Raw genomic sequence first — 14,061 nt, 5'->3', positions numbered from 1 at the left:
CCATGCTCGAATTTGCTTTAGACCCAGCTACCTGGGCGTTACTATGTACGGTTGCACTGGCCGCAGGTTTTATTGATGCAATCGCCGGCGGCGGCGGTATGCTTACGGTACCCGCACTGCTCACCGCAGGCTTGCCGCCTCATATGGCACTGGGCACCAACAAGCTGGCAGCCAGCTTTGGCTCGTTAACCGCCAGCTTCACCTATTACAAACAAAACCTGTTCAATCCCAGGTTTTGGGCGGCCTCTGTACTGGCCACCGCCATAGGTGCCGTGCTGGGCACACTGCTGGTTGATTCGCTGAGTATTGAGTTTCTCAATAAGCTCATCCCGGTCATCATTTTACTGGTTGCACTGTATAGCTTGTTTGGCAAAATGAGCCACAGCGACTCCATTGACTTGCCCAAAAAAACTGGCTTACTTAGAGTAAAGCAGTGGCTGCAGGGTCTGTCTCTGGGCTTTTTCGACGGGCTGGCAGGCCCCGGCACCGGTACTTTCTGGACGGCGTCCAATGACATGCTGTATAAAATGAGCCTGCTACTAAACTGTGGTCTGGCCCGTTCGATGAATTTTGTCTCGAATTTTATCTCGCTGATCACTTTCGTTGCACTGGGGCATGTTAATTTCATGCTGGGCCTAACGATGGGCGCATTCTTAATGCTGGGCGCCTGGCTTGGGGCACATTCAGCGATCAAGTTTGGCAGTCGGCTGATCAAGCCCCTGTTTAATGCCGTAGTCATCATGTTAACTGCAAAACTGATTTTTGAGGCGTATATGGTATGAGTCTGCCACTGGATAAACTCAGACAACGGGTAGCTGAGCTGCAGCATCATGCCGAGCAGTTTGATAAGGCGAAGTGGTTTGATAAAAACCGCTATATTCAGTCGCAGCCGAGCCTGTTTGACAGCCATGTGTTTCGCAGCAAAAGTCTGAAACTCAGCGACTATGTCGACGAAGTGCAAGAAGCACTGGCACACTTACCGCCGCCGTCGCAGCGGCATGCGCTACAATATGCGGTAGAACACATTGGTGAGCAGATAGAAGCCATCATTAAAGTGCTTAAATCCACGCCTGTTTGGGCCAAAGAAAACCGATTTCAGCCCCACAAAAAGGCCAAAGTGTATCGTCAGGCCGTTAAAAAAATCATGCAGCCGTCTCATGAGCTCTACCAGGAACTGTCGCAAAACCATGAGTTCGAGCGCCGCTTACAGGAAATGATCTCACTACGCCAGGATCAGCTGATCAAAGCGTCCCCCGAGCAAGCCGCTCAGCTGAACAAAGAAATACTCGCCCTGCATGGTCGACTGGGACGCTGTCGTAAAGCCATCAGCGCAACCGAAGATAAGATTCAGCAACAAGAAAAGCAATCCCGCTCCTGAACAGGATAAGCACCAGATTATGTTGTTTTACCACCCCAGTTATAGCGACCTGTGCTTGCCCCCAAAACACAGATTCCCTATTGAAAAATATCGTCTGCTTTATCAAAGGCTCGCCCAGATGCCCTGTGCAAACAGGCTCACTCAGCCCAGTGTGGTCGCCTCAACGGAAGACCTAACCCTGTGCCATGACCCTGACTACGTGGCCGCATTTGTTGATGGCACACTCTCGAGCAGCGCTATTAAACGTATGGGGTTTCCCTGGTCGGAGCAACTGGTTGAGCGTACTTTGCGCTCAGTCGGGGCCGCACTGGAAGCCTGCCAACTGGCGCTGGAGCATGGCTTTGCCGCTAACCTGAGCGGTGGCTATCACCATGCTTTTAGCGATAGGGCCGCGGGTTTTTGTATTTTTAACGATTTAGCCATTGCCGCCAGACACCTCATTCGCACCGGACAGGCCGATACGGTCTTGCTATTAGACTGCGATGTACATCAGGGTGATGGCAGTGCTGAAATTCTTGCCCAGGACCCTCAGGTAGTAACCTGCTCGCTGCATTGTGAGCAAAACTTTCCTAAGCTAAAACGTCAGTCCGATTATGACTTTGCTTTACCTGTTGGCTGCTCAGACGAAACCTACCTCGCAACGCTGAATGAGGCTTTGAGCTTGTGTACCCGGCTCCACCAGCCTGACATCATACTCTATAACGCAGGCGCCGACATCTACCACCACGATGAACTGGGACACCTGGCTATCAGCTTAGAAGGGGTTCAGGCCAGAGACCGTCAGGTATTACATCATGCCAGACAACACCATATTCCATTGATGGCTGCACTCGGAGGCGGCTATCAGCGCAATGTCAACCGTTTGGTCGATGTGCACCTGCAACTGTTTGTCGCCTTGCAGCAGGTCTGGCCGGAACATTTCAATCTGCCGCGTCCCGGAAAATAACCGCTCCACATAGACACAACAGCCATTTTAAAATTGCCAGTAGCATTAACCACAGAGGTGGTTTATGTTGTACAATTACAATAACTTCAAAATGGAGCACGACAATGAAACTTCATGATGATCTGCACAATTATTACGAAAAGATTGTGCTCGAAAATATTGAGGAACGCGGCCTGGACCACAAGTATGATGAAGATGTCATGGCTGATCTGTGCTGTACCGCATTAAACCGTTTGCCTGCGCGCTACATCCGCTACGACGTAGACATGGAGTTTTATCTGCCAACCGATGAAAGAACCGACATGGAAGCGCGGGTAAAAGAAGCCGTTGACTATGCGCTGGCACAAATTGCTAAAAAGAAACAGTTTCAACCATGACGAAAAATACCTTAGATCAGGCACCCGAACACATTAAGTTGGCTGTCGACTTAATCATGTTACTTGAGCAAAATGAGGTACCAGCAGAGCAAGTACTGGCTGCACTGGAAATTGTCCATGCCGATTTTGCTAAAAAGTTAGACACAGAAGTAAGTTAACTTTAAAAGAACAAAATACTTCACATTGCATTTACCCTTATGTCATATTGTCGCCTCACAATGACAACGACTTATGATGTAAGGAATAATTATGACAACAATCAGTCCTCGTGCACTCACCCTTTGCCTGACGGCTGTCGGTCTGTTTCATGGCAGCACTCTGGCAAATGATTTTGCCGCACTCGATGAAGCAGTACCTGCAGGGTATGTGATCAACGCCACCGAGCCGGTGTTCGATTTTGACGGTGACGGCTGTCTGCCCAGCGCAGGGATAAGCCGCACCGGCCAGCAAAATGCAGGTCTTAAAACCTCGGGCAGTCTTGGCGATAGTTGCCGTGACAGCCAGTTTTTGAATACCTCTAATACCGTTCACCGCTATGCCTGTGCAGAAACGGATCAGGGTCGTTTTTGTGGCCATTTTTATGCAATGTACTTTAAAAAAGATCAGGTTTTCCCCTACTTTGGTGGCGGTCACCGCCATGACTGGGAATATGCTGCGGTTTGGACCAAAGATGGCGTAGTGACCCATGGCAGTTACAGCGCTCATGGTGACCTGTACACCAAAGCGGCAAATGAGTTGCCGTTTGAAAATGGTCATCTGAAAATTGTCTATCACAAAGACGGGATCCTCACCCATGCGTTTCGCTTCGCCAAGTCGAATGAAGTGGCAGAAAACGGATACAACCGCTTTGTAACCCCAAAGATCATCAGCTGGTACGAAATGTCCGGAGATGGCATAGACAATCAGGGATTGCGCGATAAGTTAAACCAGTATGATTACGGCTCTGCAACCTTACCGGTTAAAGACAGTCGCTTTTTGACTAACCTGAATCGTTTCAAACCTTCTGGCTACCCCACTTTTACCAACGCTGACGTCCTCGCGGCTCAGTAGCAGAGTATGCAGCCCGCTTTAACAGCGGGCAATATCATTATGCAGAACGTGCCAGTGTTTGCGTCGAGGTATGCAATTTATATTGGGCAAAAAAACGACTATCTTCTTCTGAATCTCTGGGACAGGCGAAATAGGCCACATCGTCACGAACCGGTTCCGGGCGGCGGTGTTTACCATCTTCCCAGTACAGCACGGCATGTTTTACCAGCTCTTCCAGATAAGTGTGATCCCAGCTGTAGTGGCAGTAACCATGATGGTCAGACAAATAAGGGGCATAGTCACCACAGGAGTCAATGCTGCTCACGCCGTTTTTGTAGTCTGCAAACGCTTTTGCGTCTTCCTCAGCGGTGGCGGGGTCGACAAAATAGGCAACGTCACGACGCGGTGGTAAGGCCTGAGGTAAGCCAAACTTTTCTCTTACGGCCGAACACTCAACCACAATCCAGGAAACAAAATGGGCACCTATCTGATGATCCCACTTTAACGCAACAAACATCTCAACTCTCCTTCTAAGCTCAATTCATTTTTGCTCGTCCGGCACACCCCTTACTCACTAAAAACTAGGCGCCCAGGCGAATGCGCGCGAAGCTTACCCGAAATTATTGTCAAAAAGTAGTCAATTTATGGATTTTTTCATGACATTTCCTGATCTGGATTAGCAAATAAATGATCCACAGACTTAGCAGGCGTTATCAGTATACAACGCGAGCAGGGCCAAATACGTTGAAAAAACACGCAACTTTTAGCTGGTTTTAGCGATGATAAGTATGTCTAAATCCTCAAAATCGTTACAAGGTATTACGATATGGTCAATCACCGCTAATATGTTGCGATTTGTCGTGAATTTCAAAAACACTAACTTACCTGCCGCTAGCAGTTTTTTGTCATTTCATTAAACTGCACAGTGAAGCTCAACACTTGGACGTTGTTATGAACCTGACACGCAATTCACTGAAAAACCCCGCCGCTGTCGTGGTGATCCTGGTGCTGCTAATACTGTTTGGCATACTCAGTATTTTTAAGTTACCGATCCAACTGACGCCGGATATAGAACAACCACAAATAACGATATTTTCTGGCTGGCGGGAGGCGGCGCCCGAAGAGATAGAATCAGTGATCATAGAACCGCTGGAAAGCGCCGTTAAAAATACCCCCGGCGCACTGGAGGTTAATACCACCATCAACCGCGGCAATGGCTTTATCTCCCTGACCTTTGCCGTTGGTACCGACATGCAGCAGGCCATGCTGGATGTACTGACCAATTTAAACCAGGCACCGCCACTGCCCCTTGATGCCATAGATCCGGTGGTCAGCGCAGGCGGCAATGGTGGCCCGGCGGGCCCCAATGCGGCTTCCCTGCTGGTGACCCCACTTAATTACCAAGGCGATGGCCTGGATCTGGATATGGCACAGTTCCAAAAAACCATTGAAGAACTCATTGAACCGCGTCTGGCCAGTATTCCCGGCGTTGCCCGCGTCAACTTGGCCAGTGAACGGCCAAAAGAGCTACGTATCACCTTTGACCCTCACAAAGCTGCGGCGCTTGGGATCTCCTTAGGTCAGATCAGACAGACCCTGGCCAGTTCCCGAGATACCTCAGGTGGCATGGCCGATGTTGGCCGACGTCAATACACGGTGCGCTTTACCGGTCAATACGATCTGCAGGATATGCTGCAAATGCGCATTGGCTACTCGGGGGAGCGCCCCATCTATCTGGGTGATGTTGCAAGCGTTGCCGAAACTTACTCCGACCGCCGGGCGATGAGTGGCCGTAATGGCAAACCTGCCTATTACATTACCGTGTCCAGGGCTAATGGGGCCAATACGGTTGCTCTGCTTGATGGCATCAACCAGGCAATAGCCGAGCTCAATGCCGGTCCACTACCCGAAGCGGGCATTGCTATCGAGCTCAGCTACGATGCGTCTATCCATATACGTAATGCATTACTACTGGTGAAGAGTAATCTGGGGTTAGGCGTATTATTGTCTCTGGCCATTCTTTGGCTGTTCTTCCGGGGACTGAAAACCACGCTTATCATTGCCGCCACTATCCCGGTGTCTTTGATGGTCGCGTTTTTGGCGCTTAACGTGTTCGACCGCAGCCTGAATGTGATTTCTCTGGCGGGGCTGGCGTTTGCCGTGGGACTCGTACTGGATGCCGCCATCATAGTGCAGGAAAATATCACTCGCCTGAAATCCAATGGGTTTGATGACTATAAAGCGGCGCTGCGCGGTGCAGGTCAAGTTGCCGGCGCACTCTTTGCCTCTACGGCTACCAGCGTCGCCATTTTTTTGCCTATTTTGTTTATGGCTGGTATTGAGGGCCAATTGTTTTCAGACTTGGCGTTGACCCTCTCCATCGCCGTCGTTGCTTCTATGTTATGTGCCCTGACGATTATTCCGGTTGCTAACCGTTACTTGCCTGACAGCAAAACACAAACCGACCCCTACCAGCATTACTGGAAAAAGCTGACTGCCCTGATCATGCGCCTGACCAATAGTCGGGTCAAACAGCTCAGCTGGGTATGTGCATTACTTGGCGGCTCTGCGCTGGTCACATTGACTATGTTGCCAAAAACCGATTTTATGCCTCGCGCCCCAACCGACGGCTTTTTCTTTAACCTGGTGACGCCACCTGGCGGCAATATGGCATACATGGAGGAAGAGCTGTTAAAACGCGTCAGAGCGCGGCTGATGCCATACTATCGCGGTGACAAGCAACCGGGGATCAAAGACTTTAACTTTTATATATTTGGTGCCAATGCGGGTGGTTTTATTTATTCTGCCGACCCGCAGCGAGTTGAGGAGCTGATGCAGGTAGCCCGGGAAGAAATCTTTGTCGACCTGCCCGACACCCAGGTGTTCTTTTTCCGGGGCTCAATGATCAACATTGCCAACGGCGGTGACGGCCGCAATATCAATATTGAGCTGACCGGGCCCAATATGGACGACCTGATAGCCGGCGCCGAAGTAGCACTGCAAGCCGTAAAAACGGCGATGCCTGATGCAACCGCCCGGCCGCAACCACGTCTCGATATGTCAGAGCCAGAGCTCAGGCTGTATCCCAATGACCGACGCATAACTCAGGCCGGGCTGAGCCGTCAGGATGTTTCGCAGGCAGTACAGGCTTTCACCGGCGGTCTGTTTATCAACGAATACTTTAACGGCAATGAGCGAATGAACGTGATTTTGCGGGCACAGCCCTGGCACTCACCGGAAGAACTCAAAGCACTGCCGCTGTATACACCGGATGCCGGGATCCAGACGCTCGGAGAGCTGGCGCAAGTAACGCGTACAGTCGGACCCAGCCAGCTGCAAAGAATTAATGGTCGGCGCACGGTCAGCATCATAGTCACCCCACCCGCAGCAATGAGCTTGCAACAGGCGCAGGCGATACTGGCAGAGCAAGTGATGCCCAAGATCAAAGCGCAATTACCCGAAACGGCCGGTGTGATCCTTGGTGGCAATGCTCAGAAAATGAATAGCGCCATAGAAGAAATGACACTCAATTTTTTCCTTGCGCTATTTATTTTGTTCTTATTAATGACGGCATTGTTTAAGTCAGTCCGCGACAGTGCACTGGTGCTGCTGGTTATGCCGCTGGCCATTGCCGGGGGCGTTGTGGCGCTTTATGTGTTAAACCTGTTTACCTTCCAGTCGCTGGATTTGCTGACCATGATCGGCTTTATTATCCTGCTTGGCCTGGTGGTCAACAACGCCATTTTGCTGGTCGATCAAACCCGTCATGCGCAGGCGCAGGGCATGAACCGTCGCGACGCCGTTGAGCAGGCCGTGCTGATGCGCGCCCGCCCTGTGTATCTCAGTACCCTGACCAGCCTGTTCGGTATGTTGCCACTGATGCTGATGCCGGGCGTTGGAGCAGAAATCTATCGTGGCCTGGCCACAGTGATCGTCGGCGGCATGGCCATCAGCGCCCTGTTTACCCTGGTCCTGATGCCCAGTCTGTTGCAACTTGGCTCGGATAAACAGCCAACCCCTAAGGCCAACAACAATAACGACAAACCTCAGTTAAACCTGGTCGCGAATCAGTAGGAGCGCACAATGTTAGTCAGTCAATATAAACGTGCTTTGGTCACCGTGCTGGTGACCTGCGCCGTCACCTTAAGCCAACAGGTAAACGCAGCACAACCCGTAGCCGTTGAACCCGTTTCGCAGGGCCAGCTCACCAGTCAGCTGGCCGTCAATGGTACCCTCCATGGCAAGCGTGACATGGTTATCACAGCCGGCGTGTCGGGTCGCTTGCAGTATGTCGCAGAGCCAGGTTTAGAAGTGGCCAAAGGCGATGTGCTGGTGCGCATGGATACCTTGCCGCTGGAGCTGGAAAAAGCTCGTCAGCAAGAAATGCTCAAACGCGCCCGCGTCAATTTACGGTTTCAAAAACAAGAGCTCACGCGCCTGATGGCGCTGGCCAAAACCAGCAGCGCGGCAGCCAGCCAGGTCGATAAGGTGCAGAACGCCCACGACCTGGTGCTGTCCGATATAGCGCTGGCTGAAGTCGAACTCAGAGTGATTGAAGATAAGCTCGACCGGGCAACCGTAACGGCGCCGTTCTCAGGCATCGTCAGCAAGCGCTACCACCGCAGCGGACGGGACGTCAGTCGGGCCGATGAGTTATTGAACCTGGTGGATATCCACCAGCTTGAAGCGCGCCTTTATGTGCCGGTTAAATACCTCAGCTATGTGCGCGCAGGCCAGCTGCTGCCGATCAGTGCCGGTAACCTGGACGCGCCACAAACAACCATGGCACGTGTCAGCGCCGTGATCCCGGCCACCGATCCGCGCTCCCAAACCTTTGAAGTGCGCGCGATGCTCGAGCAAGCGGATGACTCCGCACACAAGCAACACTGGGCTGTAGGACAACTGGTGGATGTCTCCGTGCCACTGGCGGCCAGTGAACAAGCTTTACTGGTCAACCGCGATGCCTTGATCCTGCGCAAACAAGGGATCCATGTGGTTAAAATCGATGCCAGTAATACCGCCACACAGATCCCGGTGACTGTCGGTAAAGGTCAGGGCCAGCTGGTTGCCATCACACCCAAGCCCAGCCACCAGCTGATTGCCGGGGACAGAGTCGCGGTGCGAGGTGCAGAGCGGCTGACCGATGGCCAGGAGGTCGAGGTTCAGAATTAACACAGCTTACTAGCCCAATGAGCCTGCTTAAGGAAGAGCTAAGGCTCATTTTTAATTTCAATCTAATCAAATCAAAGATTTAATATTTTTTAATAAACGAATACCTGCGATTTAAGCGTTTTTAACTGGCTTATCCGGGTGTTTCAGTCAACGCTGTTCCCGTCCAATAACAACAAGGAATACGCGATGAAAAACCCTCTCTTTTATTCTTCTACCGTTTTAGGCACCACCCTGTTGATTGCCTGTACCAGCCAACCTCTTGGCGCACAGCCGGTGCAAATGATGTTTGACGACTTTAGTTATACCCGATTCGAACAGGCACAAAAAAATGGCTGGCAACTGCGCTCTGATGTCGGCCACCCGGGAATTAAAAATGCCATCTGGTGGCATGAAGGGGTAAGCTTTCATACAGATCCCCACAACCCGCAAAACCGGGTTATGCGGTTAACCTCAAAAACCGATGGCAGCGCAGAGAATACCCGTCATGTACAGGTGTGCCATCATCGAAAATACCTCGAAGGAACGTATGCCGCTCGGGTCTATTTTACTGATAAGCCCCAGTACGGACCGGATGGTGACGCCGTGATCCAGACGTTTTATGCTATCAGCCCACTGGCTGCCCCGATGGACAAAAATTACAGCGAAATGGACTTTGAATACCTGCCTAATGGTGGCTGGGGCACCGACCGCCATGCCTTATTCGCCACCTCATGGGAAACCTTTCAGCTCTCCCCCTGGACTAAGGTCAATGCCTATGATTACGACATAAACCCGCTGGAAGGCTGGAACACGCTAGTGTTGCAGGTGGGTAATAACACCCTGAAATACTACATCAACGGCAAACTATACGCGCAACATGGCAGCGATGTTTATCCGGAAGTGGCAATGTCGATTAACTTTAACCAGTGGTTTGACCCAAACAAAATCGTCAACTCCAGCGAGATGCGACAATACTATCAGGATGTCGACTGGGTCTACTTTGTCAAAGACCAGATTGTTGCCGTGAATGAGGTCTCCAGGCAGGTTGAGCAACTGCGCAACCAACAAATTAGCCAAAAAGATACCGTGGCATCGTCACGCTATGAAGACTACTGTAGCTTGTAGCGGGATCAGTTGACGGTATAAATGGGCGCGCTGGCAAACCAGGCTTCAACCCGCTCAATCAGAACCGGATCATCTGCGTCTTTGGCAAGTTCTCTGGCACGGGATGCCATTTGGTTTGCCCGCTCAACCTGGCGCGACTGACGCAGCAAGTCAGCCTGTGCCAGCCATATCCAAATCTGATTGGGAATGGCGTTACTGGCCTTTGCCACACTATGTGCCTGATCAAACAGGCGTGTCGCTTCCTGGTCTTCTCCCTGTTCGGTTGCAATTCGGGCCAGCTCAATCAAGGCATTGGTCTGGCCATAAATGGCATCAAAACGCTGATGATAGCGCAGTGCCGAGTGCAACAGCCGCGAAGCCTCGCTGTAGCGGCCCTGAATGCGTTTTATTTTACCCAGCTCTTCCAGTGCGTAAGCAATAAACAACTGATCTGAGCCGCTACTGGCCTGCTCATGAGCGGTCATGATGTAAGTTTCTGCCTCCGCCAGTTGTTGCTCACGCTCTGCCTGCTGTGGCCAGTTGATAAGCAAATAACCCATCATCAGGTTGGCGCGCATGCGCTCACGCTGGGTCACGGCATCATGCCCCGTCGCCTCAATATTTTGCCGCAACAACAGCAGTGCTGCGTCAACCTCCCCCTGATTTGCCAGGCTCGCCGCAAGATAGCGTCTGACCGTTAAGGGATCGTCGGAATGGCTCAGTGCCAGGCGCAAAAACGCTATCGCCTGCTGATAATCACGCGACAGGTAAAACTGCACTCCGCGGGCAAATGCGTCATTGCTGAAGTCCAGATTGCGCTGCACATCGAGCGTCTGATCATGCTCACCAAATCGCTCTGTCAGTTTCGCTATCAGTGCCTGATAAGCCTGCTCAGGGCCAGAGCCGAAAACAACACCTTGCTCGGCACCAAAACTAAAGTGCAGCGTATACTGCAACTGCATATCCTGTGGAAAGCCACTGAGGCGAGTTTCTATGAGTAGTTCGGCGCCGAGTCGTTCCTGTAATTGCCGCACATCCTGACGCCGGGATAGCCTGACCTGAGCGGTCTCATTCGAGTACCAGGGACTGTGAGATAAGGTAGTTAACACATGTTCTGCGCCGACAACGCGCAGCGCCGCCTCCGTCTGGGTATGCTCACTTAAATAAGCAAGTCCGTGTAACGGCACTGTCGCATGCACATCATCCAGTATGGCGTTCTCAACCGGTAAAAATGCCACTGTGGGTGGCTGCACTGCATGACTTTTTGTAGCTCCCTGCCCACTCATCCATAGCCAGACAATGGCAACCAACAGCGCACCAAACACAGCGGCTGCACGCCAGTAACGCGCTACTTTGACACTCTGAACGGGAGTAACTTCAACCGTCAGCTGATAGCCAATACGCGGGTGAGTTTTAATACTGTCTGCACCCAGCAGCTCGCGCAGTTCACGAATAGACTGCACCAGCACCTGCTCCTGCACAACGACTCCCTGCCAGACAGTATCCAGCAACTGGGCTTTGGTCACCACCTGTTCGGCGTGTTGGAGCAATACCTGCAACACCGCCAGTGTCTTGCCCCGAATGGCCTTTGCGCCCTCGTCCGTCACTGCGGTGCCTTTAAGCAAGTCTACTTCGACTTGGTTGAGCAAATAACGCATCGTTCCATCTCTCGCATAAAAAGCGGGCACCTAACCAACAGGTGTCCCCGGTTAAGAGTGTGCAATATTTCTGCAAGCGGCTCAAGTCTCCAAAACTAAGACAGCTGCGATAAAAAGAGATAAGTAAAACAGCTAAACTGCCTAATAATCAGGTTACTGGTCTACTTGCTGACTTTTTTTGCCCACACACCGCATAAAAATTAACCCTTGTGCTACATTTTATGTGGATTATGTCTTTTTGGTGTCAACACTGTAATCAAGCTAGTGTCTTTTTGCGACATTCATGCTTGCCAGCCCTCACCTCAAGACAACGCACACAGGCCCACACAACTGAACAGAAGTCGTCGTAAAGATTGTTGCCGTCGTTTGTGACAAAAACGGTAAATAACGAATTAAGGAACTACTATGACGCATTATTCTTTTGGCAATGAGATCAGCGACAAAAGCCTCCCTAAGCATCTCAAGGTTGCCATTGTCGGGGCTGGTATGGCCGGATTATACAGCGCATGGCGCCTGCAAAACGAATCTGGCTGCGACAGTCTGGCCATTTTTGAGCGCTCTAACCGCACAGGCGGCCGCCTTGACTCAGATCTGATTCAGTTCAAGAACCAACGCAGCGATACACCGCCCACCATTACGGTAAAAGAAGAACAAGGCGGCATGCGCTTTCTATTTGATGGCATGGACGATTTGATGGCGCTGTTTCTTAACCTGGATCTGCAAGACCAGATTGTGCCCTTCCCAATGAACAGCGGCGGCGATAACCGGCTGTTTTTCCGTGGTAAGAGCTTTAGTGTCAACACCGCAGCGCAAGACAACTACAAAATTTGGTCTGAACTGTACAACCTGGCTCCCTCAGAGCAGGGCGTGAATCCAAAAGACATAGTGAATGTGGTGTTCAACCGCATCTTGCAAGCCAACCCCCAGTTTAAGGCCCGCCCCGAGGTGAGGGGTCCTGAATTCTGGCAGGCTTTCCGACTGGAGTGTCAATGGCAGGGCAAAACGCTCAATGAGTGGACTTTGTGGGATCTGTACACGTCGATGGGGTATTCTCAGGAATGTATCAACATGCTGTATCGTGTGCTGGGCTTCAATGGCACCTTTTTATCTCAGATGAACGCCGGGGTTGCTTATCAGCTGCTGGAAGACTTCCCGGCGGGTGTGCAATTTAAAACCTTCAAAGACGGATTTAGTACGCTGCCTAATGCGCTGGTTGATAAAATAGGCACGGATAATATTCACCTGCAAACCAGCATTGAAGAAATCTCTTATATTGAAGAGCACAAGCATTATGAACTGCACTATTTGCACACTGATGACAACGGTCGCAACCATAAAGGTAAGGTAACCGCTGACAAAGTTATCCTCGCCCTGCCTCGCCTGGCGCTGGAGAAACTGTTTGTCCGTTCAAATGCATTTAATACCCTAGACAAAGAACGCTCCGAGCACTTATGGAATACGCTGCAGTCGACCTCTAATCAGCCATTGTTGAAAATAAACCTGTATTACGACAATGCCTGGTGGGGACGTGGCACAACTGGACGTCCGGCCGTTGAATTTGGGCCCAACTTTGCCGATTTGCCCACCGGCTCTGTCTATCCGTTTTATGCAGTTAATGAGGAGCTGGTTGCCGCTTTGATGTATCAGGAACGTAAAACCGACCCATCTGAAAGCACGCAGGCCAAGCTGGAGCATATCGGCAACGAAAAATACGAACGCCCCGCCGCACTGACCATCTATTGTGACTACCTGAACATCAATTTCTGGAGTGCTTTGCAAAATATTGGCGAAACCTATCATCACCCGCATCAGGATGAGTATGTCACAGACATTCCGGGTGATATCTATCCGGCTTCAACTGCTGTAGTGGAGCAGGCGACGCGCTTCTTTAAGGATATTTTCAATACACACTATGTGCCGGAGCCCATTCTGACCAGCGCCCGGATCTGGCAAGGCAGTGTCCATTTTGATGTACCACCCAGCCAGCAGTTTGGTTTTGGCGTACACCAGTGGGCCGTTGGAGCAGATGACAAAAAAGTCATGGCCGAGCTGACTGAGCCCCTGCCAAACCTGTTTACCTGCGGGGAAGCTTTCTCTGATTACCAGGGCTGGGTGGAAGGCGCACTGCGCTCTACCGACCTGGCGCTCAAACAAGGGTTTGGACTGCAGCCACTGAGCGAAGTCTACGAGCAAACGACACACATCAGTTCTTCTGAAGCCATCAAGGTGGCCTATGAGGAAAATGCCAGCAAGCTTATCAATCAATACATTGAGCCGAATTTCTCGGCTGGCAGTGCCCCGGTTGAGAAGCCCTCAGAAGTTGAAAATGTACTGGGTGTTAACCTCAGTTACTTCGATATTAAGTGATCCGGCATCGGGCACCTGCCAGGGTGCCCTTATCCAACTATACCGAACTCA

12 protein-coding genes are annotated in these 14,061 nt (G+C 51.2%); 10 read left to right on the top strand and 2 right to left on the bottom strand.

What is annotated here, in order from left to right:
* The first annotated feature begins 2 nt into the window (after window positions 1-2).
* The 6 genes from L1285_RS05990 to L1285_RS05965 all read left to right on the top strand — a co-directional run bounded on the left by L1285_RS05990 (window position 3) and on the right by L1285_RS05965 (window position 3,751).
* Entirely contained in the window at window positions 3-782 is a 780-nt protein-coding gene (locus L1285_RS05990; protein WP_235411370.1) for a TSUP family transporter, read from the top strand.
* Window positions 779-1,378: a primosomal replication protein gene (locus tag L1285_RS05985; RefSeq protein ID WP_046005732.1), complete on the top strand. Its 600-nt coding sequence runs from the start codon at window positions 779-781 to the stop codon at window positions 1,376-1,378. Before L1285_RS05990 ends, L1285_RS05985 begins: the two co-directional genes overlap by 4 nt.
* Window positions 1,379-1,397: 19 nt before the next feature.
* On the top strand, window positions 1,398-2,324 hold the full coding sequence (locus L1285_RS05980; RefSeq protein ID WP_235411369.1) for a histone deacetylase family protein: 927 nt from the start codon (window positions 1,398-1,400) through the stop codon (window positions 2,322-2,324).
* A gap of 104 nt (window positions 2,325-2,428) precedes the next feature.
* The gene (locus L1285_RS05975; RefSeq protein ID WP_046005730.1) at window positions 2,429-2,701 is read left to right on the top strand and encodes a late competence development ComFB family protein; all 273 of its coding nucleotides are present in this window, start codon (window positions 2,429-2,431) and stop codon (window positions 2,699-2,701) included.
* Entirely contained in the window at window positions 2,698-2,859 is a 162-nt protein-coding gene (locus L1285_RS05970; protein WP_071211950.1) for a YbaM family protein, read from the top strand. The genes L1285_RS05975 and L1285_RS05970 overlap by 4 nt, the downstream gene beginning before the upstream one ends.
* Window positions 2,860-2,950: 91 nt before the next feature.
* The gene (locus tag L1285_RS05965) at window positions 2,951-3,751 is read left to right on the top strand and encodes an NPP1 family protein (RefSeq protein ID WP_235411368.1); all 801 of its coding nucleotides are present in this window, start codon (window positions 2,951-2,953) and stop codon (window positions 3,749-3,751) included.
* A gap of 37 nt (window positions 3,752-3,788) precedes the next feature.
* Here L1285_RS05965 and L1285_RS05960 read toward each other — a convergent pair whose 3' ends face one another.
* Window positions 3,789-4,247 carry a hypothetical protein gene (locus L1285_RS05960; protein ID WP_046005728.1) on the bottom strand — a complete coding sequence of 153 codons (459 nt, stop codon included), beginning with the start codon at window positions 4,245-4,247 and terminating at the stop codon, window positions 3,789-3,791.
* Between the two features lie 434 nt (window positions 4,248-4,681).
* Between L1285_RS05960 and L1285_RS05955 the strand changes: the two genes are divergently transcribed.
* From L1285_RS05955 to L1285_RS05945, 3 genes are all read left to right on the top strand, one after another.
* Window positions 4,682-7,804, top strand: a complete 3,123-nt coding sequence (locus L1285_RS05955) for an efflux RND transporter permease subunit (RefSeq protein WP_235411367.1) — start codon at window positions 4,682-4,684, stop codon at window positions 7,802-7,804.
* Between the two features lie 9 nt (window positions 7,805-7,813).
* Window positions 7,814-8,902, top strand: a complete 1,089-nt coding sequence (locus L1285_RS05950) for an efflux RND transporter periplasmic adaptor subunit (RefSeq protein WP_235411366.1) — start codon at window positions 7,814-7,816, stop codon at window positions 8,900-8,902.
* A 186-nt stretch (window positions 8,903-9,088) separates the two neighbouring features.
* Entirely contained in the window at window positions 9,089-10,006 is a 918-nt protein-coding gene (locus tag L1285_RS05945) for a glycoside hydrolase family 16 protein (protein WP_235411365.1), read from the top strand.
* A gap of 5 nt (window positions 10,007-10,011) precedes the next feature.
* Here the strand turns inward: L1285_RS05945 and L1285_RS05940 are convergent, their stop codons facing one another.
* Window positions 10,012-11,643, bottom strand: a complete 1,632-nt coding sequence (locus L1285_RS05940; protein WP_235411364.1) for a winged helix-turn-helix domain-containing protein — start codon at window positions 11,641-11,643, stop codon at window positions 10,012-10,014.
* A 405-nt stretch (window positions 11,644-12,048) separates the two neighbouring features.
* Between L1285_RS05940 and L1285_RS05935 the strand changes: the two genes are divergently transcribed.
* The gene (locus L1285_RS05935) at window positions 12,049-14,010 is read left to right on the top strand and encodes an FAD-dependent L-amino acid oxidase (RefSeq protein ID WP_046005723.1); all 1,962 of its coding nucleotides are present in this window, start codon (window positions 12,049-12,051) and stop codon (window positions 14,008-14,010) included.
* The last annotated feature ends 51 nt before the right edge of the window (window positions 14,011-14,061 follow it).

This window comes from Pseudoalteromonas sp. DL2-H2.2, from assembly GCF_021532535.1.
GTDB lineage: Bacteria > Pseudomonadota > Gammaproteobacteria > Enterobacterales > Alteromonadaceae > Pseudoalteromonas > Pseudoalteromonas rubra_A.
The sequence above is the reverse complement of the archived record's forward strand: the minus strand, read 5'-3'. Positions and strand labels throughout refer to the sequence as shown.

Bases quoted from the DNA above. Each gene is read 5' to 3' on its own strand.
- L1285_RS05950 (WP_235411366.1), top strand. From the start codon at position 7,814: ATGTTAGTCAGTCAATATAAACGTGCTTTGGTCACCGTGCTGGTGACC.
- L1285_RS05990 (WP_235411370.1), top strand. From the start codon at position 3: ATGCTCGAATTTGCTTTAGACCCAGCTACCTGGGCGTTACTATGTACG.
- L1285_RS05960 (WP_046005728.1), bottom strand. From the start codon at position 4,247: ATGTTTGTTGCGTTAAAGTGGGATCATCAGATAGGTGCCCATTTTGTT.
- L1285_RS05965 (WP_235411368.1), top strand. From the start codon at position 2,951: ATGACAACAATCAGTCCTCGTGCACTCACCCTTTGCCTGACGGCTGTC.
- L1285_RS05975 (WP_046005730.1), top strand. From the start codon at position 2,429: ATGAAACTTCATGATGATCTGCACAATTATTACGAAAAGATTGTGCTC.
- L1285_RS05935 (WP_046005723.1), top strand. From the start codon at position 12,049: ATGACGCATTATTCTTTTGGCAATGAGATCAGCGACAAAAGCCTCCCT.
- L1285_RS05980 (WP_235411369.1), top strand. From the start codon at position 1,398: ATGTTGTTTTACCACCCCAGTTATAGCGACCTGTGCTTGCCCCCAAAA.
- L1285_RS05970 (WP_071211950.1), top strand. From the start codon at position 2,698: ATGACGAAAAATACCTTAGATCAGGCACCCGAACACATTAAGTTGGCT.
- L1285_RS05945 (WP_235411365.1), top strand. From the start codon at position 9,089: ATGAAAAACCCTCTCTTTTATTCTTCTACCGTTTTAGGCACCACCCTG.
- L1285_RS05985 (WP_046005732.1), top strand. From the start codon at position 779: ATGAGTCTGCCACTGGATAAACTCAGACAACGGGTAGCTGAGCTGCAG.
- L1285_RS05955 (WP_235411367.1), top strand. From the start codon at position 4,682: ATGAACCTGACACGCAATTCACTGAAAAACCCCGCCGCTGTCGTGGTG.
- L1285_RS05940 (WP_235411364.1), bottom strand. From the start codon at position 11,643: ATGCGTTATTTGCTCAACCAAGTCGAAGTAGACTTGCTTAAAGGCACC.